Raw genomic sequence first — 20,324 nt, forward strand, 5'->3', positions numbered from 1 at the left:
AACGGGCAGGTTGTGCGTGGGGTCACTTCTGGCGCTTGTAGAACGGCAGCGCGACGACCTCGTACGGCTCATGCGTACCGCGAATGTCGATGCCGACACCGGAGGTGCCGGGCGCCGCGTGCGCGGCGTCGACGTATGCCATGGCGATCGGCTTGCCCAGCGTCGGGGACGGGGCGCCGGAGGTGACCTCGCCGATGACCTTGCCGTCGGCCACGACCGAGAAACCGGCGCGCGGGACGCGACGGCCCTCGGCGATCAGGCCGACCAGCTTGCGCGGCGGCGCGGTCTCGGCGCGCTCGGCGGCGGCCTCCAGGGCGGCGCGGCCGACGAAGTCGCCTTCCTTCTCGAACTTGACGACCCTGCCCAGGCCCGCGTCGAAGGGGGTGAGCGCGGTGGTCAGCTCGTGCCCGTACAGCGGCATGCCCGCTTCCAGGCGCAGGGTGTCGCGGCAGGAGAGCCCGGCGGGGACGAGGCCGACGTCCTTGCCCGCCTCGGTCAGTGCCTGCCACAGTTTCTCGGCGTCGGCCGGAGCCACGAAGAGCTCGAAGCCGTCCTCGCCGGTGTAACCGGTACGGGCGATGAGGGCGGGGACGCCCGCGACGGTGCCGGGCAGGCCGGCGTAGTACTTCAGCCCGTCCAGGTCGGCGTCGGTGATGGACTTCAGGATGCCGGGGGACTCGGGGCCCTGGACGGCGATCAGGGCGTACGCGTCACGGTCGTCCCGTACCTCGGCCTCGAATCCGCCTTGAGCGGCAGCGCGCTCGGTGATGGCGTCGAGGACGATCTGCGCGTTCCCGGCGTTGGCGACAACCATGTACTCGGTTTCGGCCAGGCGGTAGACGATCAGGTCGTCGAGGATCCCGCCGTCCTCCTGGCAGATCATGGTGTAGCGGGCGCGGCCGGGGCCGATGGTGCCGATGTTGCCGACGAGTGCGTAATTCAGAAGGTCGACGGCCTGCGGACCGGTGACGGTGATCTCGCCCATGTGGGAGAGATCGAAGAGGCCGGCGCGGGTCCGTACGGCGTTGTGTTCGTCGCGCTCACTGCCGTACCGGAGCGGCATGTCCCAGCCCGCGAAGTCGGTCATGGACGCGCCCAGTGAGCGATGCAGCGCATCGAGGGCGGTGTGACGGGGGACATTGCTCATGTGCGGGGCTCCCAGGGCATGACAGGCGAGGACAATCCTCCCCATCTGTCATCGGAACCTGAGAGGTTCACCGAGAGCTCGCAAAGAGCCCCGGCTTGCACCTTGGGTGGAGCCGCACGACGGCGACTCGCTTTTCAGATCTGCCTCGCCCGCGCGGTACGGGGCCTGAGAGATTCAAGGGAGGAACTTGCTCCTTCGGCGTCCTGGGCACTGCGTACTGCTGGAGTACAACTGGGTGCTTCGGACTCTCCCGCGCGGATTCAAGCGGCCGGTATGCAGTTGGCGCGCACATCATTGCACGCATCGTCCGGGAGCGGGACGCTCGGGCTGCACCCCGCAAATCGCTTGTGGCTCATTACCTTTTCTTTACACTTCTTGGGCAAGGGTGGATGACACCCGACTGGGGGAGGACGATGACGTTGCAGCAGCCTGGCGCGTACGCGGCCACGGCAGGGACCGTGCACGGCGCGGTGCCCGCACAGCACGGCGTACCGGCGAGGCAGGCCACGCGCCGGCCCGCGCCGACCGTCCGCGACCTGCGCCTGCGCGCGGGCCGCAGCCCGCGCGTTCTGGGCTTCTCGGCGGGGGACGTGGTGGTCGTCTCCGGCCTGCCCGGCAGTGGCAAGAGCACGCTGATCCGGCGTACGGCCAGTGCCGCGCGCCGCATTGATTCGCAGGACGTACGGGAGCGGTGGGCGGCGCGGATGCCGAGGCTGCTGCCGTACGCCCTCTACCGCCCCCTTGTCCGGGCGGCCCACTACGCCGGACTGCGGCGCGCGCTGCGCTCCGGCGACAGCGTCGTGGTCCACGACTGCGGCACGCTCGCCTGGGTACGCCGCTGGCTGGCGCGCGACGCCCGCCGCAGGGGCGTCGCCCTGCACCTGGTGCTGCTCGACGTGACGCCGGAGGTGGCACGGGCGGGGCAGGAGGAACGTGGCCGAGGCGTCTCCGGCTACGCCTTCGCACGGCACCGGCGGGCGGTGGCCCGGCTCGTACGGGACGCGGAGCGGGGCAGGGTGCCGGCGGGGTGTGCGTCGGCGGTGCTGCTGGACCGGGATGCGGCGGGGGCACTGACGGTGATCGACTTCCCGCCGAAGCGGTAGGGAAGAGCCCCACAGGGCACGGCCACGCACCGGCGTTAAGGTCGTACCCGTGGATTACCCAGACTTTCCGGCACCCGCCCATCCGCACGGCGGCGGCGGCTGGCCGGGCAATGAACTCGAAGAGGTCCTGGCCGCCTCCTTGGGCAACCCCGCCGCGGGTGCCCGCATAGTCGAGGTGCTCGGCCGCAGCCAGGTATGGGTGCCGCTGCCGTCCGGCGGCGGCCCAGACTCGCCGGACCTGGATCTGCCGACCCTGGAGATCCAGGGCGCGGCGTACGTCCCCGTCTTCAGCTCCGAGCAGCAGCTCCGCCAGTGCGCCGGACCCCACATGTCCTTCGCCGTCGCCCCCGCCCGCGAGTTCGCCCGCGGCCTGCCCCCGCAGCTGGGCATCGCCGTGAACCCCGACGGTGCGGTCGGCGTGCCGCTGCCGCCGGCCGCCGTCGCCGAGCTGTGCCGGGCCGGCCGTACGCCGCTGGACGGACCGGCCGGCGGCGCCCGGGTGCGGCTCTTCGAGCCGGACTGGCAGGAGGAGCCGGTCGACTTCCTCGCCGCCGCCGCGGGGGAGTTCGAGGAAAGCCGGGTGGTGGTCACCGCCCGCAGGGTGCTCGCGAGCATTGAGGGCGAGTCCCCGACGCTCTTCGTCGGCGTACAGCTGTCGTCCTGGGAGGCCGCCGACGGCAGTGCCCCGATGGACGCCCTCGGCCGGGCGCTCGGCCGGGTCCAGGTGCCCTGGCCGGTCAACCTGCTTCTGCTGGACGTCGCCAAGGACCCTGTCGCCGACTGGATGCTGGAAAGGGTGCGGCCCTTCTACACCCGCGCCTGACACCCGAGGACTCCTGCGGACTGCTGCGGGCTGCTGCGGACTGCCAGGGCATCTGCGGCAAGCGTCAAGTCTGTGTCAGTGCTGCCGCTTAAGCTGGTTTGATGACCTCGCCATACGGGGGCGGTTGGTGACACGGTGGATCGAAGAGGGGCGGGACCAGGGTGAGCGCGTCAGGCACTGCGGCGGCCGGGCAGGTCGAGCACATGCTGCGCCAGGTGACACCCGGGCGGTACGACGCCTATGAGGCGCTGCTGCGCGCCCTCGCCGACCCGGCGGGCGGCCAGGTCTGGATGCTCCTCTGGCACGGCCAGGCGGGCTCGCCCGACGCGCAGTACGGAAACATGGAGATCGACGGCCTCGGTTACGCCCCGTGCGTCACGTCCGCCCAGGAGCTCGCCGCGAGCGGCTGGAGCCGGGCGTACGAAGTGATTTCCGGCCGCGACATCGCGCGCGCACTCTTCCCCGACCGCTGGGGCATCTGGCTCAACCCGCACGCCCCCGGCGGCGGCGTCGGCATCCCGTGGCTCGACCTGCGGCGCATCGCGAGCGGGCTCGACCGGATGCCCGCCGGGCCGCTGCGGCTGTCCGAACCGGCCATCGAGATCCCCCAGTTCTACGCCCTGCTCACGCAGAACGCCCACCGTACGCCCGCAGTCCGCTCGCTGCGCCGCGCTTGGGTGCAGCCTGCGCTGGGGGCGCCCTATCTGGCCGTCGGACTCGACCTCTACGACACGAGCCAGCAGTCGGTGGACGCGGTGCGCACGATGATGCAGCAGTCGATCGGTGTGGTTCCCGACGGCCTGCCCGTCTCCACCGTCGCGATGTCCGACGAGTACGACCCGGTCTCGATGTGGCTGCGTGCCAACGCCCGCCCGTTCTACGACCGCGAGGCGCACGCACCCGCCGCCCCCTCCTCCACCGCGTCCGGCTACGGCTACCCCGCTCCCCGCGCCTACTGACGGCCCCAGCCCCCAGCCCGTAGCCCTGCCCCAATCCAAGGGCACCCCATAGCCCAATTCGCCGGTTCATAACGGCCGTTGGGCGGCATGCCCGGTCTGGTGCAATAGACCACTTCTGATCCGCTGAGCCGAGCACGGCGTCCGCATAACGGAAGCCCACAGGCCACATCACGGTTACGCATCCATTGCCCGCCAGGTCTGGCGGGTGATCGCGCGCTCATTGAAGACTCCCGCAACAAGGAACGTCGGTCCTCTGTACGACCCGCTTTCCGCGCGTCAACTGCGTTTCTCTGAGCACCTTCTGCACCACATGCACCTGCGATGCGAAAAGCCGCTACAGCGGCGGGCGCGGGCCGACCACCGTCGGTCGAGCCGAGAGGGGTCCCCACCACGATGACGGCACCACTGCACGACACGAGCGCGGCCGAGACCGCGGCCGTTGACGTCGCGGCCGATGTCCCGGCGAAAGCCATCGAAGGCCGTTCGCCATGGAAGATCGCCTGGGTGCGGCTCAAGCGCGACAAGGTAGCGCTGGCCGGCGGCGTAGTCGTGGTGTTCCTGATCCTGGTCGCGGTCTTCGCGCCCTTGATCGTCAGTCTCCTGGGACACCCGCCGAACGAGTTCCACGAAGACCAGATCGACCCGCTGCTCGGCACGCCGGTCGGCTCACTGGGCGGCATGAGCTCCGACTTCCTCTTCGGGGTCGAGCCGATCAACGGGCGCGACGTGTTCAGCCGTGTCGTCTACGGAGCCCGCATCTCGCTGCTCGTCGCATTCCTCGCGGCCATGTTCGCCGTTCTGCTCGGCTCGGTCTTCGGCGTCATCGCCGGCTATTTCGGCGGCTGGGTCGACGCGGCGATCAGCCGGGTCATGGACGTTCTTCTCGCCTTCCCCCAGCTGCTGTTCATCATCGCGCTGGTCTCGGTCCTTCCCAACGAGCTGTTCGGCATCACGGGAAGCGGGGTGCGGATCGGTGCGCTCATCGTCGTCATCGGCTTCTTCGGCTGGCCGTACGTCGGCCGCATCGTGCGCGGTCAGACCCTCTCGCTGAGGGAGCGCGAGTACGTCGAGGCGGCACGCAGCCTCGGCGCCGGCCGGTCGTACATCCTCTTCCGGGAACTGCTGCCGAACCTGGTGGCGCCCATCACCGTGTACACGACGCTGATGATCCCCACCAACATCCTCACGGAAGCGGCACTGAGCTTCCTGGGCGCCGGGGTCAAGCCTCCGACGGCCTCCTGGGGACAGATGCTTTCCAAGGCGGTGAGCACCTACGAGAGCGACCCGATGTTCATGGTGATCCCGGGTCTGGCCATCTTCGTCACCGTACTGGCCTTCAACCTCTTCGGTGACGGAGTGCGTGACGCCCTTGATCCCAAGGGATCGCGCTGACCGCGCCTCGCCGCACCACCGTTCGGCCACAGTGACACGCCCCTGCCGACCTGTCAGGAGGCAACCCCCCAATGGCCGGTTCCACTTCAGGAACCGCCAATCTCACGGAGGATGCGAGATCGTGACAACCAACAGCTCAACCAGGCGCAGACTGGCCGCAGGGTCGGCACTCGTCGTCGCGGCTCTGCTGGGTACCGCGGCCTGCGGAGGCGGCAACGACAACGGCGGTGACGGCGACGGCAAGGCCGCCGGGTTCAACGCCGCGACCAAGGGCATCGCGAACAAGTCGGCCAAGAAGGGCGGGACGCTCAAGTTCGCGGGCTCCCAGGACTTCGACTCCCTCGACCCGGCGCGCATGTACTACGGCTTCGCCTGGGACTTCTCCCGCTTCTACACGCGTCAGCTCGTGTCGTACGCGACCGAGCCGGGCGTGAAGAGCACCTCCCTCGTCCCCGACCTGGCCACCGGCATGGCCGAGATCAGTGACGACGGCAAGACCTACAAGTACACGCTGCGCGACGGCGTCACCTTCGAGGACGGCTCGCCGATCACCTCGAAGGACATCAAGTACGGCATCGAGCGCACCTGGGCCACCGACGTGATCGCCGGCGGCCCCGGCTACCTCAAGCAGGTCCTCGACCCCAAGGGCGAGTACAAGGGTCCGTACAAGGACAAGTCGAAGGACAAGCTCGGCCTGAAGGCCATCGAGACGCCCGACGACAAGACCATCATCTTCAAGCTCCCCAAGCCCAACGGTGACTTCGAGCAGATCCTCGCGCTGCCGACGAGCACGCCGGTCCCGCAGGCGAAGGACACCGGGGCCAAGTTCGGGCTGAAGCCCTTCTCCTCGGGCCCGTACAAGTTCGAGTCGTACACGCCCGGCAAGGGCGGCACCCTGGTGCGCAACACGAACTGGAAGAAGTCGTCCGACCCGATCCGCCCGGCACTCCCGGACAAGATCACGGTCACGATCAGCTCCAACGCCGACGACATCGACAAGCGTCTGATCAAGGGCGACTACGACCTCGACCTGAACGCGACGGGCATGACCCAGTCCGGGCGCACCGAGGCACTGCAGAAGCACAAGGCCAATGTCGACAACGGTCTGACCAACTTCATCCGTTACGCGGTCTTCCCCGAGACCGTGGCTCCGATGAACAACATCGACTGCCGCAAGGCGGTCATCTACGCGGCCGACAAGAAGTCGCTTCAGACCGCCCGCGGTGGCCCGCTGGCCGGTGGCGAGATCGCCGAGAACATGCTCCCCAAGAGCATCAAGGGCACCGACAACTACGACCCGTACGGTGTGCTGAAGGACCCGGGCGCGAACGTCGCCAAGGCCAAGGAACACCTGAAGGCGTGCGGCAAGCCGAACGGCTTCAAGACCACGATCTCGGTGCGGAACAACAAGCCGCAGGAGGTCGCCACCGCCGAGTCGCTGCAGGCGTCGCTCGAAAAGGTCGGCATCAAGGCCGAGATCGACCAGATCGACGGTGCCCAGTCCAGCTCCATCAACGGTTCGCCGAAGGTGGTCAAGTCCAAGGGCTACGGCATCATCATCTCGGGCTGGGGCCCGGACTTCCCGACCGGCCAGGGTTTCTCCCAGCCGCTGGTCGACGGTCGCTTCATCGTCCCGTCCGGCAACTACAACAACAGCGAGACCAACGACCCGAAGATCAACAAGCTCTTCGACGACGCGATCGCCGAGACGGACCCGGACAAGGCCGGTGAGATCTACAAGGAGATCAACCACATGGTCTCCGACCGCGCCGTCTACCTGCCGTTCGTGTACGAGAAGACGATCACCTGGCGCAGCAGCCGCCTGACCAACGTCTACACGGCCGACTCCTACAGCGGCCGCTACGACTACGTCTCTCTCGGCGTCGTCAAGTAGTTGTGATGATCCGCCGACTCCGTCACCGGACCCGATAAGCCCGAAGGGCAGGTGATGGCCGTGTGCGGCGGCCCGGGAAACCCCTCCCACCATGCAGGGGACCCGGGCCGCCGCCGGGCCGAGCACAGTGTTCGCATACCTCATCCGGCGCTTGTTCGCCGTCGTCGTGATGCTGATGGTCGTCATTCTCGCGACCTTCGCCATCTTCTTCATGATCCCGAAGCTGACGGGAACCGACCCCGCTCTGCTCTTCGTCGGCAAACAGGCCGACCCGGAGGCCATCGAGGGCATCCGGCAGAAGATGGGACTCAGCGACCCCATCCTCGTCCAGTTCTGGCACTTCCTGCAGGGACTGGTGGTCGGCCGTGACTACGCCAACGGTATTGACGTCAGCCACTGTTCGGCGCCCTGCTTCGGTTACTCGTTCCGTACCGAGCAGGAGATCTGGCCGATCCTCATGGACCGGCTCCCGGTCACGGTGTCCCTGGCGATCGGTGCCTGCCTGCTCTGGGTGATCGGCGGTGTCGCGACCGGTGTGCTCTCGGCTCTCAAGCGAGGCACGCTGTGGGACCGCGCGGCCATGAGCATCGCGCTCGGCGGCGTCTCCCTCCCCATCTACTTCACCGGCCTGGTCTCACTGGCGATCTTCAGTTACGGACTGCAGTGGATCAGCGTCGACTACGAGGGCATCACCGAGAATCCGGCGGCCTGGTTCGAGAGCCTGCTCCTTCCCTGGGTCACGCTCGCCTTCCTGTACGCCGCGATGTACGCCCGGCTCACCCGCGCGACCATGCTGGAAATCCTCGGCGAGGACTACATCCGTACCGCCCGGGCCAAGGGCCTGCGGGAACCGGTGGTCATCGGCAAGCACGCCATGCGCTCGACCATGACCCCGATCCTCACCGTTCTCGGCCTGGACCTGGGTGCGCTGGTGGGCGGAGCGGTGCTGACCGAGACCACGTTCAACCTGCCGGGTCTCGGGGACGCAGCTGTTGAGGCGATCACTGGACGCGACCTGCCGCTGATCATCGGCGTCACGCTCATCGCCGCCTTCCTCATCGTGCTCGCGAACCTCGTCGTGGACCTTCTGTACGCAGTGATCGACCCCCGAGTGAGGCTCTCGTGACCGAGCTGACCAAGACCGGCGCCGTCGGCGAGCCCGTGAGCGCCGGCACCGAAATCCCGGACGCCTTCCTCGAAGTACGTGATCTGAAGGTGCACTTCCCGACCGACGACGGCGTGGTCAAGTCCGTCGACGGGCTCTCCTTCCAGCTGGAGAAGGGCAAGACCCTCGGCATCGTGGGCGAGTCGGGCTCCGGCAAGTCGGTGACCTCGCTCGGCATCATGGGCCTGCACACCGTCGGCCAGTACGGGCGGAGCAAGGCCCGTATCTCCGGCGAGGTCTGGCTGAACGGCAAGGAACTGCTCTCCGCCGATCCGGACGAGGTGCGCAAGCTCCGCGGCCGCGAGATGGCGATGATCTTCCAGGACCCGCTGTCGGCGCTGCACCCCTACTACACGATCGGTCATCAGATCGTGGAGGCGTACCGGGTCCACCACAATGTCGACAAGAAGACCGCCCGCAAGCGGGCGATCGAGATGCTCGACCGCGTCGGGATCCCGGAGCCGGCGAAGCGGGTGGACAGCTACCCGCACGAATTCTCCGGCGGTATGCGTCAGCGCGCGATGATCGCGATGTCGCTGGTCAACAACCCCGAGCTGCTGATCGCCGACGAGCCGACCACCGCCCTGGACGTGACCGTCCAGGCGCAGATCCTCGACCTGATCAGGGACCTTCAGGCCGAGTTCGGCTCGGCGGTCATCATCATCACCCACGACCTGGGCGTCGTCGCCGAGCTGGCCGACGACATCCTGGTGATGTACGGCGGCCGCTGCGTCGAGCGCGGCCCCGCGGAGAAGGTCTTCTACGAGCCCCAGCACCCGTACACCTGGGGCCTGCTGGGTTCGATGCCGCGCATCGACCGCGACCAGACCGAGCGCCTCATCCCGGTCAAGGGATCCCCGCCCAGCCTGATCAACATCCCCAGCGGCTGCGCCTTCAACCCGCGCTGCCCGTACGCGGACGTGCCGAAGGACGGCATCACCCGCACCGAGCGGCCGGAACTGCGTGAGGTCGGCGCCCGGCACCACTCCGCCTGCCACATGTCGCAAGCGGAACGGACGCGGATCTGGACCGAAGAGATTGCGCCGAAGCTGTGAGCGAGACAAAGGATCACGAAGTGACGATCCCTGAGCAGGCTCCCGCCGCTTCGGCCGAGCCGCTGCTGAAGGTCTCCGGCCTGGTCAAGCACTTCCCCATCAAGAAGGGGATGCTGCAGCGGCAGGTCGGCGCCGTGAAGGCGGTCGACGGGCTCGACTTCGACGTACGGCCGGGGGAGACCCTGGGTGTCGTCGGCGAGTCGGGCTGCGGCAAGTCGACCATGGGCCGGCTGATCACCAGGCTGCTCGAACCGAGCGGCGGGCGCATCGAGTTCCAGGGCGAGGACATCACGCACCTCGGCGTGGCGGCCATGCGGCCGATGCGCCGCGACGTACAGATGATCTTCCAGGACCCGTACTCGTCGCTGAACCCGCGGCACACGGTCGGCACGATCGTCAGTGCGCCGTTCCGGCTCCAGGGCGTCACGCCGGACGGCGGGATCAAGAAGGAGGTCCAGCGTCTCCTGGAGCTGGTCGGCCTCAACCCCGAGCACTACAACCGGTATCCGCACGAGTTCTCCGGCGGCCAGCGCCAGCGCATCGGCATCGCACGGGCGCTCGCGCTCAAGCCGAAGCTGGTCGTTGCCGACGAGCCGGTGTCCGCCCTGGACGTGTCGATCCAGGCGCAGGTCGTGAACCTCCTCGACGACCTCCAGGACGAGCTCGGCCTGACGTACGTGATCATCGCGCACGACCTCTCGGTCATCCGCCACGTCTCCGACCGCATCGCCGTGATGTACCTCGGCAAGATCGTGGAGCTCGCGGACCGCAAAGATCTGTACGAGGCGCCGATGCACCCGTACACCAAGGCGCTGCTGTCGGCCGTGCCGGTGCCCGACCCGAGGCGGCGCGGCGTCAAGAGCGAGCGCATCCTGCTCACGGGCGATGTGCCGTCGCCGATCTCGCCGCCGCCGGGCTGCCGCTTCCACACCCGGTGCTGGAAGGCGACCGCGATCTGCAAGACGCAGGAGCCGCCGCTGGTCGCCCTGAAGACCGGCCACCAGGTGGCCTGCCACCACCCGGAGAACGCGCCCGACCAGGCGCCGACGGGCCAGGAGAGCACGGGGGACGTCGGCAAGGAATAGAACCGGCACAATTGCCCGGTGTTCCAGGAACTCTTCACGCCCTCCGTCCAGCATGCGCTCGACCTCGCCGGGATCTTCGTCTTCGCGATCTCCGGCGCTCTGCTCGCCGTACGCAAGAACTTCGACGTCTTCGGCATCGCGGTGCTCGCAGAGGTCACCGCGCTGGGCGGGGGGCTGCTCCGCGACCTGATCATCGGGGCGGTCCCGCCGGCCGCCTTCACCGACCTGGGGTACTTCACCACCCCGCTCGTCGCGGCCGCCCTGGTCTTCTTCCTGCACCCCGAGGTGGAGCGTATCCAGGGCTCGGTCAACACGTTCGACGCGGCCGGGCTCGGGCTCTTCTGCGTCACCGGCACCACCAAGGCGTACGACCACGGGCTCGGGCTGACCGCGTCGGCGGCGCTGGGCCTGGCCACCGCGGTCGGCGGCGGCGTACTGCGGGACGTCCTCGCCAATGAGGTGCCCTCGCTGCTGCGCTGGGACCGCGACCTGTACGCCGTCCCCGCGATGGTCGGGGCCACGATGGTCGCCGTCTGCATCCGCTTCGACGTACTGAACGCGGCGACCAGCGGAGTCGCCGTCGTCACCGCCTTCGTGCTGCGTCTGCTCGCGATGCACTACCACTGGCGGGCGCCGCGCGCCTGGAACCGGAGCTCGGCGAAGTCCGAGGACCAAGCAGAAGCTACCGCTTAGTAACGTACGGGTGTAGCGTGCCTGCCATGGCAACGGCAACACAGGCATCCATCGGAGACAGCGAATTCGACCGCGACACCGCGGTCTCCTTGCGTGGAGCGGGCGACACGGGCGACACGGGCGACGCGCGTGTCTATGACGCGGAGCTCTCCGCGGGCTGGACGATCTTCCACGCCGTCAACGGCGGCTACCTCCTCGCCCTCCTCGGCCGCGCACTCGGCGACGCGCTGCCGCACCCCGACCCGTTCACGGTCTCGGCGCATTACCTGACGTCGTCCGTGCCGGGCAAGGCAGTCATCCGCACCCAGGTCGTCCGCACCGGACGCACGCTCTCCACCGGCCAGGCCTCCCTCTTCCAGTACGCCGAGGACGGCACCGAGGTCGAGCGGATCCGCGTACTCGCCTCGTACGGCGACCTGGACAGCCTGTCCGACGACGTCCGTACGACCGCCACTCCGCCGGCCATGCCGCCGTACGCAGACTGCCTCGGCTCGGACGCCGGGCCCGTCGCCATCCCGGGCGGGGCGCCGATCACCGAGCGGCTCGGCATCCGGCTCGATCCGGCCACCGTCGGCTGGGCCGTCGGGGCGCCGTCCGGCAAGGGCGAGATGCGCGGCTGGTTCGGCCTTGCGGACGGGCGCGACGCCGACCCGCTGTCGCTGCTGCTGACGGTCGACGCGCTGCCGCCGACCTCGTTCGAGATCGGCCTGGAGGGCTGGACGCCGACCGTCGAACTCACCACCCACATCCGCTGCCGCCCCGCCCCCGGACCGCTGCGCGTCTCCATCACCACCCGCAACCTCGCGGGCGGCTTCCTGGAGGAGGACGCGGAGGTCTGGGACAGCGCGGACCGCCTCGTGGCGCAGTCGCGGCAGCTGGCACGGGCGCCGCGCGACTGAGTTCCGCCGCTGTGACATCGAGGTGCTGTCGGCGTCCGGCGTACCTGTGTACGCGGAACGCGGGCGGCACGGCGGGATCTCGCTGCTCCCCGAACCGCACCAGCCCGCCGCGGAGTTGACCATTCGGCGCGTCATCGTCGACCCGGTGCGGGGGTACGCGGGAGCGGACTCAGTCCAGCCAGTGACGGCGGCCGAGACTGACCAGGCGCAGCTGACGGCGGGCGAGTGAGGCGGCGGCCTCGATGCGCTCCTCGCCGTACGGCTCGGCCTCCAGGAAGGCGGACGCCGTCATCACCATGTGGTCGACGTAGACATGCGCGAGCATCCGCAGATCGTCCTCGCTCCAGCCTGCGGACTCGGGCTGGGTGGCGAGCCAGGCCGCCACCTCGTCGGCGAACAGGCGCAGTTGCTCGCCAATCGCGGCCCGCACCGGCTCCACGCCCCCATGGCGTTCGCGGGCGATGAATCGGACATGGGCGGGGTACGCGTGGACGTGGCGCGCGATGAGGCCGACGGTGCTGTCGATGCGTTCCGCGCTGCCGCCGGTCGCGGCGAGAGTCGCGCGGATCACCGCGTGCAGGCTGCCCAGGGCCTCGTCGACGAGTGCGACGCCGAGGTCGGCCGTGTCCCGGAAGTGCCGGTAGAACGCGGTGGGGGCGACGCCGACGGCGCGGGTCACCTCGCGCAGGCCGAGACTGCTCAGGCTCTGGTGCTCCAGCAGTACGAGCGCCGCGTCCATGAGGGACTGACGGGTCTTCTGCTTCTGGGCCTGGCGGATGCCGACGCTGTGACTCATGACATTCAGTAAACAACCGTTCTCTGTTGACGGGAACCCTAGACTGGGAAGTCAGTGAACAGTCGTACTCCCAGGAGGGATTGCACGTGTTCGTTCTTGTAGCGGCTCTGCTGATGCTGGGGGTCCTGCTGGGCTCGGTGGCTCACGCGCCGCTTCCGGTCACCCTCGTCGGCGCCGCGCTCATCGGCAGCTGGCTGCTCGTCTTCGCCGCCCGTGAGCGCCACTCGCGCCGGTCCACCCGAAGGAGCTGAACGCGCCATGCGCACCATGAACCCGATGCACACCACGAACCCCATGAGCACCATGGAATTGAGCACCGTGGAACTGACCGCATCCGCACGCGGCCGGACCGGGGCGCGGGACGCCGACGGCATGGCCGTCGCCTCGTTCGTGCTCGGCCTTGTCGGGCTGCTCGTGCTGAACATCTTCCTCGGCCCCGTCGCCATCGTCCTGGCGTCCATGGCCCTGTGGCGCGGCACGGAACGCCGGGGCCGGGCGCTGCTCGGACTCGGGCTCGGAGTGGCCGACCTGGCCGTTCTGGCCGCGCTCGTATCCGCGGACAACACCGTGTCCTGGACCTTCGGGGGCTGAGCGGACGCCCGGTACAGGGGCGGGGGGCAAGGGCGGGGCAGGGGGGCGCCCAACGGGCTCGTAGAATCGAATCCACCATGGCTTACCTCGACCACGCCGCGACCACGCCGATGCTTCCCGAGGCGGTCGAGGCTATGACGGCCCAGCTCGCCGTAACCGGGAACGCCTCGTCCCTGCACGCCGCCGGCCGACGGGCCCGGCGTACCGTCGAGGAGGCCCGCGAGACATTCGCCGAGTCCATCGGCGCCCGGCCCAGCGAGGTGGTCTTCACCTCCGGCGGCACCGAGGCCGACAACCTCGCCGTCAAGGGCCTCTACTGGTCCCGCCGCGACGCCGACCCCCGCAGAACCCGCATCCTGGTGAGCCCGGTGGAACACCACGCGGTGCTCGACGTCGTCCACTGGCTGGGCGAACACGAGGGCGCGAACGTCGAATACCTGCCCGTCGACGCGTACGGCCGGATCCACCCCGGCGCGCTGCGCGAGGCCATCGAGCGCGATCCGTCCGACGTGGCCCTGGCGACCGTGATGTGGGCCAACAACGAGATCGGCACCGTCATGCCGGTCCGCGAACTGGCCGACGTGGCAAACGAGTTCGGCGTACCGCTGCACGCCGACGCGGTACAGGCCTTCGGCCAGCTCGAAGTCGACTTCGCCGCCTCCGGGCTGGCCGCGATGACCGTGTCGAGCCACAAGATCGGCGGGCCCTACGGCATCGGCGCCCTGCTGCTCGGCCGCGACTGCACCCCTGTACCCGTGCTGCACGGCGGCGGCCAGGAGCGGCACGTGCGCTCCGGCACCCTCGACGTACCCGCCGTCGCCGCCTTCGCGGTCGCGGGCCGGCTGGCGGCCGAGCGGCGCGAGCGGTTCGCCCGCGAGATCGGCGCCCTGCGCGACGACCTGGTGGCGGCCGTACGCGCCGCCGACCCCACGGCGATCCTCGGTGGCGACCCGTCCCCGGCCGGCCGCCTGCCCGCCAACGCCCACTTCACCTTCCCGGGCTGCGAGGGCGACTCGCTGCTCCTGCTGCTCGACGCGCAGGGCATCGAATGCTCCACCGGGTCCGCCTGTACGGCCGGAGTGGCGCAGCCCAGCCACGTCCTGCTGGCCACCGGAACCGACCCGGACCTGGCCCGCGGCACCCTGCGCTTCTCGCTCGGCCATACGTCGACCGCGGAGGACGTGGCGGCGGTGGCCGAGGCGATCGGGCCTGCGGTCGAGCGGGCGCGGTCGGCCGGACTCGTCTGACGGTCCGGACTCGTCTGACGGTCCGGGGGCTTCTGACGATCCGGGCGCCCGGTTACGCGTTGGCTTACGGCTACGCGTTGGCGTACGGCTATGCCTTGGTGTCCGGTTGCGCCTTGGTGTCCGGCCTCGCCAGCTCTTCCCGTACGAGCGTGAGATAGCGGGGCCAGTCCCAGTGCGGCCCGGGGTCGGTGTGGTCGGTGCCTGGCACTTCGACGTGGCCGATGATGTGCTCCCGGTCGGCCGGTATCCCGTACCGCCGGCAGATCCCGGCCGCGAGGCGGGCCGACGACCGGTACATCACGCCGGTGAAGGACTGCGGCCGGTCGACAAAGCCCTCGTGCTCGATGCCGACGCTCCGCTCGTTGTACGAACGGCTCCCGGCGTGGAAGGCGACGTCGAGCTCCCGCGCCATCTGCGTGATGTGCCCGTCGCTTCCGCGTATCACGTAATGCGCGGCGGCCGCGTGCAACGGGTCCTTGAAGACCTTGATGGCCGAGGCGAAACTGCCCTGGGTCACGTGAATCACGATGCGGTCGATGGAGTAGTCGTCCGGCCGGTCGGCGGTCCGCAGATTCGCCGCCGATGCGGCCACCCACTGCGCACCCGTGTGATCCACATCGCCTTCCGTGCGCTGCTTGTCGACGCCCGGTACGCGCCACCACAGCCGGGACAACTCGTCCCCGAATGCGGCGGCGGCCCCGCCCACGACGGCCGCCCCACCCCCGATGAGCAGCGCGCGTCTGCTCACGGTCCCCGTTCCTGCCGCCTTCTTCTGCTCCATGAGCCTCTTAACGCTTTCGGCCCTGTCGGTGGTTCCGTCTACCCTGGTGGAGCTATGACTGAGACCCCGCGCCGCCTCCGTGTCCTCGCCGCCATGTCCGGCGGTGTCGACTCCGCCGTTGCCGCTGCCCGAGCCGCCGAGGCCGGGCACGACGTGACCGGTGTCCACCTCGCCCTGTCCGCGAACCCGCAGTCGTTCCGTACGGGCGCGCGGGGCTGCTGCACCATCGAGGACTCGCGCGACGCGCGCCGGGCCGCCGATGTCATCGGCATCCCCTTCTACGTCTGGGATCTCGCCGAGCGCTTCCGCGAGGACGTCGTCGAGGACTTCATCGCGGAGTACGAGGCCGGGCGCACTCCGAACCCCTGCCTGCGCTGCAACGAGAAGATCAAGTTCGCGGCGCTGCTGGACAAGGCGCTCGCGCTGGGCTTCGACGCGGTGTGCACCGGCCACTACGCGACGGTCGTGCTCAACGACGACGGCACGCGTGAACTGCACCGCGCGTCCGACATGGCCAAGGACCAGTCGTACGTCCTCGGCGTCCTCGACGAGCGCCAGCTCGCGCACGCGATGTTCCCGCTGGGCGACACTCTGACGACCAAGGACGAGATCCGCGCGGAGGCCGAGCGGCGCGGCCTCGCGGTCGCGAAGAAGCCCGACAGCCACGACATCTGCTTCATCGCGGACGGCGACACCCAGGGCTTCCTGGCCAACCGTCTCGGTACGGCGGAGGGCGACATCGTCGACGAGACGGGCGCCAAGCTCGGCACCCACGAGGGCGCGTTCGGCTTCACGATCGGCCAGCGCAAGGGCCTGCGCATCGGCCACCCGGCGCCCGACGGCAAGCCGCGCTACGTCCTGGACATCTCGCCGGTGAACAACACGGTGACGGTGGGCCCGGTAGAGGCCCTGGACGTCACGGCGCTCACCGCGATCAAGCCCCGCTGGTGCGGAACGGCCCCGGAGGGCAGCGGCACGTACACGGCGCAGCTGAGGGCGCACGGCGGCGAGACGGAGGTGACGGCGGAGCTGATCGACGGCACGCTGAACGTCGAATTCACCGAGCCGGTGCGCGGCGTCGCACCCGGCCAGGCGATCGTCCTGTACGACGGCACCCGCGTGGTCGGCTCAGCAACCATTGCCACGACGGCACGGACGGCGGCGCTGGCCTGAGCCAGTTCAGGGAAGAATGGGGTCTCCCCCGCCCGAACGAAGTTGAGAGCTTGGGGAAGGGCAGGGAAAGCGCCGCAGGCACCCGCCACCGTCACCCCGCGAAAAACTCCTCCAGCACCGGCGCCAGCACGTGCGGTGCCACGTCGTGCACCTGCCCCGTGAGCGTCCGGTGCCGACCGCGCCGCACCGCCTGAGCCACACGCCGCGTAGCCTCCCGCATCGCCGACGGACTCGCCCCGCCGTCGACCACCGTCATGAAGAGCTCGGCGGCGCCCCCACGATCCCCCGCCGAGAGCAGGGCGGCGAGCTGCTCCGTACAGCGCGCCTTGGCGGCCAGGTCGCTCGCCCCGACCTCGACCTCGCGCTCGACCGCGTAGGGAGCGGTGTCGCGAGCGCACATGCGTTACGTTGGGTAGTCGTATCATTACGCAACGCCAAGGAGGCGTCATGGAAGCCGGCCGGCTGGCGAAGAACCGCAAGAGCCTCGCGCACCGGGTGCGCTACGTCCTACGGCATCCGGGCCGGGTGCCCGCCTACGTACGCCGGGCGGGCCGCGACGCCTGGCTGCGCGCCAAGCACCGTGACCATGTCGCCTACTACAGGGCGGTCATGGCGTCGGACGCCGCCCGCAGCGCGGAGGCGGCCGTCGGCGGACGCCCCTCGCGGGAGCGCTGGAACGCCATCGGGCAGATGCAGTTCGACTACCTCGTCGGGCACGGGCTGCGGCCCCAGCACCGGATGCTGGAGATCGGCTGCGGCAACCTGCGCGCCGGACGGCTCTTCATCGACCATCTGGAACCCGGCCACTACTACGGCATCGACATCTCGCCCGACATCCTGGTCGCCGCCAAGAAGACGCTCGTACAGTACGGACTCCAGGACAAGCTGCCGTACCTCACCATCACGGACGACTTGACCTTCGACTTCCTGCCCGACGCGTACTTCGACGTCGTGCACGCGCACAGTGTCTTCTCGCACTCGCCGCTGCATGTCATCGAGGAGTGCTTCGCGCATGTGGGACGGGTGCTGGCGCCCGGCGGTCACTTCGACTTCACCTTCGACCGGACGGAAGGCGCCGAACACCACGTCCTGCGCGAGGACTTCTACTACCGGACCGAGACCCTGACCGCACTCGCGGCCCGGTACGGCCTGCGAGGCGAGCTCATGGCGGACTGGGAGGCCCTGCCGCACGGCCAGTCCAAGATCCGCATCACGGCAGTGTCAGAGGTCGCCCGTACCGTTGGGGCATGAATATCTGCGTCTTCCTCTCCGCCGCCGAGCTCGACGAGCGCTACACCCGCCCCGCCCGCGAATTCGCCGAACTCATCGGCAAGGGCGGCCACACGCTGGTGTGGGGCGGGTCGGAAGCAGGCCTGATGAAGGTCGTCGCCGACGGCGTGAAGGATGCGGGCGGGCGGCTCGTCGGCGTCTCGGTGGAATTCCTGCACACCCTGGCGCGCGAGGACGCGGACGAGATGCTGATCGCCAGGGACCTCGCCGAGCGCAAGGCCATGCTGCTGGAGAGGTCCGACGCGATCGTCATCATGGTCGGCGGTACGGGCACGCTGGACGAGGCCACCGAAATACTGGAGCTCAAAAAGCACGGACTGCACACCAAGCCGGTGGTGCTGCTCAACACGGCGGGCTTCTACGACGGCCTCAAGCAGCAGTTCCAGCGGATGGACAAGGAGGGCTTCCTGCCCGTCCCCCTCACCGACCTGGTCTTCTTCGCCGAGGACGGCGTCGCGGCACTGGCCTACCTTGAGGAGTCTGCCGGGGTGCGGTGATGCGAGCATGGGCCGTATGGCTACACATGTGATCACCGGGGCAGGCTCCGGCATCGGCGCCGCTGTCGCCCGCCGTCTGCACGAGCGCGGCGACGACCTCGTCCTGATGGCCCGCGACGCGGGCCGCGCCAAGCAGCTCGCGGACGCCCTCCCCGGCGCCCGTACGCTCGTCGGCGACCTCGCCAATCCGGACCGGCTCTCCTGGGCCTTCTCGCACCAGCCGATGCCGGAGCGGGTGGACTCGCTGCTGCACATCGCGGGCGTCGTCGACCTCGGCCGCATCGGCGACCTCGGCACGAAGGCCTGGCACAGCCAGCTCAACGTGAACCTGATCGCCCCGGCCGAGCTGACCCGGCTCTTCCTGCCCCAACTCCGCCTCGACAAGGGCCATGTGGTCTTCGTGAACTCGGGTGCCGGACTCCATGCGCATGCCGAATGGGGCCCGTACGCCGCCAGCAAGCACGGGCTCAAGGCCCTCGCCGACTCGCTGCGCGAGGAGGAGCACGGCAACGGCGTCCGCGTCACCTCCGTCTATCCGGGGCGGACGGCGAGCGCCATGCAGGAGAAGGTCCACGCGCAGGAGGGCAAGGACTACGACCCGTCGCGCTGGATCGACCCGGAGTCGGTCGCGACGACGATCCTCATGGCCATCGACCTGCCGCGCGACGCGGAGGTCAACGACCTCACAGTTCGGCCGGGCCGATGAGCGGGCAGCCGATGAACGAGCACGCGTGGGGCGCCGCGACCGGCATCGGGTCCATGCCCGGCGGCGACGCGCGCGAGACCGCGAAGACCGTCGTCGGGTCCTTCGAGGACTTCCCGTTCCTGGCCGAGCTGCCCGCACGCGGACCCGGGGCCGACATGATCGGGCGGACCGCCGGGATGCTCGTCGAGATGTACGTCCATGTGGAGCCCAGCGGCTGGCGGTTCAGCGACCGCCCCGGGCGTGACACCCGGCGGGCACGCTCCTGGCTGGGGGAGGACCTCGACGCGCTGGAGGAGTTCACCCAGGGGTACACGGGTCCGCTCAAGGTGCAGGCCGTCGGGCCGTGGACGCTTGCGGCCTCGCTGGAGCTGAGGAACGGCGAGTCGGCGGTCGGCGATCCCGGCGCGGCCCGGGACCTGGCGGGCTCGCTGGCCGAGGGGCTGCGCGCACATCTCGCGGAGGTACGGCGCAGGGTGCCCGGCGCCCAGGTCGTGCTCCAGCTCGACGAGCCGTCGCTGACGGCCGTTCTGCGCGGGCACGTCAGGACCGCCAGCGGGTATCGGACGTACCGGGCGGTGGACCGCCAGGTCGTCGAGGGCACGCTGCGCGACGTGATGGCGGTCAACGACGGTCCGGTGACGGTCCATTCCTGCGCGCCGGACGTGCCGTTCGGACTGCTGCGCCGGGCCGGAGCCGCGGGCATCTCGTTCGATTTCTCGCTGCTCACCGAGCGTGACGAGGAGGCGATCGGTGAGGCGGTGGAAGGCGGCACGCAACTGTTCGCCGGAGTCGTACCGGGCACCGATGCTCCATTGTCAGACCCTGCCGGTAGCGTCATGGGTGTCAGGACGCTGTGGCGCAGGCTGGGGCTGAATCCGGGGACTCTCGCCGAGTCCCTGGTGATCACCCCGTCGTGCGGGCTGGCGGGGGCTTCCCCCGCCTATGCGCGCGCGGCGCTCGGGCACTGCGTGCGGGCCGCGAGATCGCTCGCGGACAACCCTGAGTAACGGGATTCGAAAACGGGAGGA

At 69.5% G+C, this 20,324-nt stretch carries 21 protein-coding genes, 2 pseudogenes and 2 riboswitches; of the genes and pseudogenes, 19 read left to right on the plus strand and 4 right to left on the minus strand.

The window, feature by feature from the left end; translation table 11 throughout:
* Positions 1 to 22 precede the first annotated feature (22 nt).
* The gene (gcvT, locus tag PXH83_RS21975; protein WP_274562198.1) at positions 23 to 1,147 is read right to left on the minus strand and encodes a glycine cleavage system aminomethyltransferase GcvT; all 1,125 of its coding nucleotides are present in this window, start codon (positions 1,145 to 1,147) and stop codon (positions 23 to 25) included.
* 35 nt (positions 1,148 to 1,182) lie between these two features.
* Positions 1,183 to 1,291: riboswitch (glycine riboswitch) on the minus strand.
* Positions 1,292 to 1,410: riboswitch (glycine riboswitch) on the minus strand.
* Between the two features lie 150 nt (positions 1,411 to 1,560).
* On the opposite strand from gcvT, the gene PXH83_RS21980 reads away from it, so the two are divergent.
* The 11 genes and pseudogenes from PXH83_RS21980 to PXH83_RS32525 all read left to right on the plus strand — a co-directional run.
* On the plus strand, positions 1,561 to 2,250 hold the full coding sequence (locus PXH83_RS21980; RefSeq protein WP_274562199.1) for an AAA family ATPase: 690 nt from the start codon (positions 1,561 to 1,563) through the stop codon (positions 2,248 to 2,250).
* A 49-nt stretch (positions 2,251 to 2,299) separates the two neighbouring features.
* Positions 2,300 to 3,073: an enhanced serine sensitivity protein SseB gene (locus PXH83_RS21985; protein ID WP_274562200.1), complete on the plus strand. Its 774-nt coding sequence runs from the start codon at positions 2,300 to 2,302 to the stop codon at positions 3,071 to 3,073.
* Between the two features lie 161 nt (positions 3,074 to 3,234).
* Positions 3,235 to 4,032, plus strand: a complete 798-nt coding sequence (locus PXH83_RS21990) for an enhanced serine sensitivity protein SseB C-terminal domain-containing protein (protein WP_274562202.1) — start codon at positions 3,235 to 3,237, stop codon at positions 4,030 to 4,032.
* 393 nt (positions 4,033 to 4,425) lie between these two features.
* Positions 4,426 to 5,424, plus strand: coding sequence for an ABC transporter permease (locus PXH83_RS21995; protein ID WP_214927413.1), 999 nt, complete (start codon positions 4,426 to 4,428; stop codon positions 5,422 to 5,424).
* Between the two features lie 121 nt (positions 5,425 to 5,545).
* A complete protein-coding gene (locus tag PXH83_RS22000; protein ID WP_274562206.1) occupies positions 5,546 to 7,318 on the plus strand; it encodes an ABC transporter substrate-binding protein in 1,773 nt (590 codons plus the stop codon).
* A gap of 127 nt (positions 7,319 to 7,445) precedes the next feature.
* Complete coding sequence (locus PXH83_RS22005; RefSeq protein ID WP_214927858.1) at positions 7,446 to 8,444, plus strand: ABC transporter permease; 999 nt, start codon at positions 7,446 to 7,448, stop codon at positions 8,442 to 8,444.
* The gene (locus PXH83_RS22010; protein WP_274562208.1) at positions 8,441 to 9,538 is read left to right on the plus strand and encodes an ABC transporter ATP-binding protein; all 1,098 of its coding nucleotides are present in this window, start codon (positions 8,441 to 8,443) and stop codon (positions 9,536 to 9,538) included. The genes PXH83_RS22005 and PXH83_RS22010 overlap by 4 nt, the downstream gene beginning before the upstream one ends.
* On the plus strand, positions 9,535 to 10,623 hold the full coding sequence (locus PXH83_RS22015; protein ID WP_420803201.1) for an ABC transporter ATP-binding protein: 1,089 nt from the start codon (positions 9,535 to 9,537) through the stop codon (positions 10,621 to 10,623). Before PXH83_RS22010 ends, PXH83_RS22015 begins: the two co-directional genes overlap by 4 nt.
* An 18-nt stretch (positions 10,624 to 10,641) precedes the next feature.
* Complete coding sequence (locus PXH83_RS22020; protein ID WP_274562212.1) at positions 10,642 to 11,316, plus strand: trimeric intracellular cation channel family protein; 675 nt, start codon at positions 10,642 to 10,644, stop codon at positions 11,314 to 11,316.
* A 26-nt stretch (positions 11,317 to 11,342) separates the two neighbouring features.
* Positions 11,343 to 12,215 (plus strand): thioesterase family protein, encoded by an 873-nt coding sequence (locus tag PXH83_RS22025; RefSeq protein ID WP_274562214.1) that lies wholly within the window; start codon positions 11,343 to 11,345, stop codon positions 12,213 to 12,215.
* 13 nt (positions 12,216 to 12,228) lie between these two features.
* Positions 12,229 to 12,378: pseudogene (locus tag PXH83_RS32525) on the plus strand (DNA-binding transcriptional regulator); the annotation flags it as partial.
* A gap of 6 nt (positions 12,379 to 12,384) precedes the next feature.
* On the opposite strand, the gene PXH83_RS22030 reads toward PXH83_RS32525, so the two are convergent.
* Positions 12,385 to 13,011: a TetR family transcriptional regulator gene (locus tag PXH83_RS22030; protein WP_274562216.1), complete on the minus strand. Its 627-nt coding sequence runs from the start codon at positions 13,009 to 13,011 to the stop codon at positions 12,385 to 12,387.
* 86 nt (positions 13,012 to 13,097) lie between these two features.
* Between PXH83_RS22030 and PXH83_RS22035 the strand changes: the two genes are divergently transcribed.
* The 3 genes from PXH83_RS22035 (at position 13,098) to PXH83_RS22045 (ending at position 14,849) form a co-directional block, all read left to right on the plus strand.
* A complete protein-coding gene (locus PXH83_RS22035) occupies positions 13,098 to 13,262 on the plus strand; it encodes a hypothetical protein (protein WP_274562218.1) in 165 nt (54 codons plus the stop codon).
* Positions 13,263 to 13,329: 67 nt separating this feature from the next.
* Positions 13,330 to 13,602 (plus strand): DUF4190 domain-containing protein, encoded by a 273-nt coding sequence (locus PXH83_RS22040; RefSeq protein ID WP_274562957.1) that lies wholly within the window; start codon positions 13,330 to 13,332, stop codon positions 13,600 to 13,602.
* A gap of 77 nt (positions 13,603 to 13,679) precedes the next feature.
* The gene (locus tag PXH83_RS22045) at positions 13,680 to 14,849 is read left to right on the plus strand and encodes a cysteine desulfurase family protein (protein ID WP_274562220.1); all 1,170 of its coding nucleotides are present in this window, start codon (positions 13,680 to 13,682) and stop codon (positions 14,847 to 14,849) included.
* 88 nt (positions 14,850 to 14,937) lie between these two features.
* Here PXH83_RS22045 and PXH83_RS22050 read toward each other — a convergent pair whose 3' ends face one another.
* Positions 14,938 to 15,630 carry an N-acetylmuramoyl-L-alanine amidase gene (locus PXH83_RS22050; protein WP_274562222.1) on the minus strand — a complete coding sequence of 231 codons (693 nt, stop codon included), beginning with the start codon at positions 15,628 to 15,630 and terminating at the stop codon, positions 14,938 to 14,940.
* Positions 15,631 to 15,684: 54 nt separating this feature from the next.
* On the opposite strand from PXH83_RS22050, the gene mnmA reads away from it, so the two are divergent.
* Complete coding sequence (mnmA, locus tag PXH83_RS22055; RefSeq protein WP_274562225.1) at positions 15,685 to 16,803, plus strand: tRNA 2-thiouridine(34) synthase MnmA; 1,119 nt, start codon at positions 15,685 to 15,687, stop codon at positions 16,801 to 16,803.
* Between the two features lie 91 nt (positions 16,804 to 16,894).
* Here the strand turns inward: mnmA and PXH83_RS32530 are convergent.
* A pseudogene (locus PXH83_RS32530) lies at positions 16,895 to 17,053 on the minus strand (alpha/beta fold hydrolase); the annotation flags it as partial.
* Positions 17,054 to 17,250: 197 nt separating this feature from the next.
* Here PXH83_RS32530 and PXH83_RS22065 point away from each other — a divergent pair.
* From PXH83_RS22065 to PXH83_RS22080, 4 genes are read left to right on the plus strand one after another with little or no spacing between them, the layout of a single operon-like run.
* Positions 17,251 to 18,054: a class I SAM-dependent methyltransferase gene (locus PXH83_RS22065; RefSeq protein ID WP_214927440.1), complete on the plus strand. Its 804-nt coding sequence runs from the start codon at positions 17,251 to 17,253 to the stop codon at positions 18,052 to 18,054.
* Entirely contained in the window at positions 18,051 to 18,590 is a 540-nt protein-coding gene (locus tag PXH83_RS22070) for an LOG family protein (RefSeq protein ID WP_274562229.1), read from the plus strand. The genes PXH83_RS22065 and PXH83_RS22070 overlap by 4 nt, the downstream gene beginning before the upstream one ends.
* A 16-nt stretch (positions 18,591 to 18,606) precedes the next feature.
* Entirely contained in the window at positions 18,607 to 19,296 is a 690-nt protein-coding gene (locus PXH83_RS22075; protein WP_274562231.1) for an SDR family oxidoreductase, read from the plus strand.
* A gap of 11 nt (positions 19,297 to 19,307) precedes the next feature.
* A complete protein-coding gene (locus tag PXH83_RS22080; protein ID WP_274562233.1) occupies positions 19,308 to 20,303 on the plus strand; it encodes a methionine synthase in 996 nt (331 codons plus the stop codon).
* Positions 20,304 to 20,324: the final 21 nt, after the last annotated feature.

This window comes from Streptomyces spiramyceticus (assembly GCF_028807635.1).
Taxonomy (GTDB): domain Bacteria; phylum Actinomycetota; class Actinomycetes; order Streptomycetales; family Streptomycetaceae; genus Streptomyces; species Streptomyces spiramyceticus.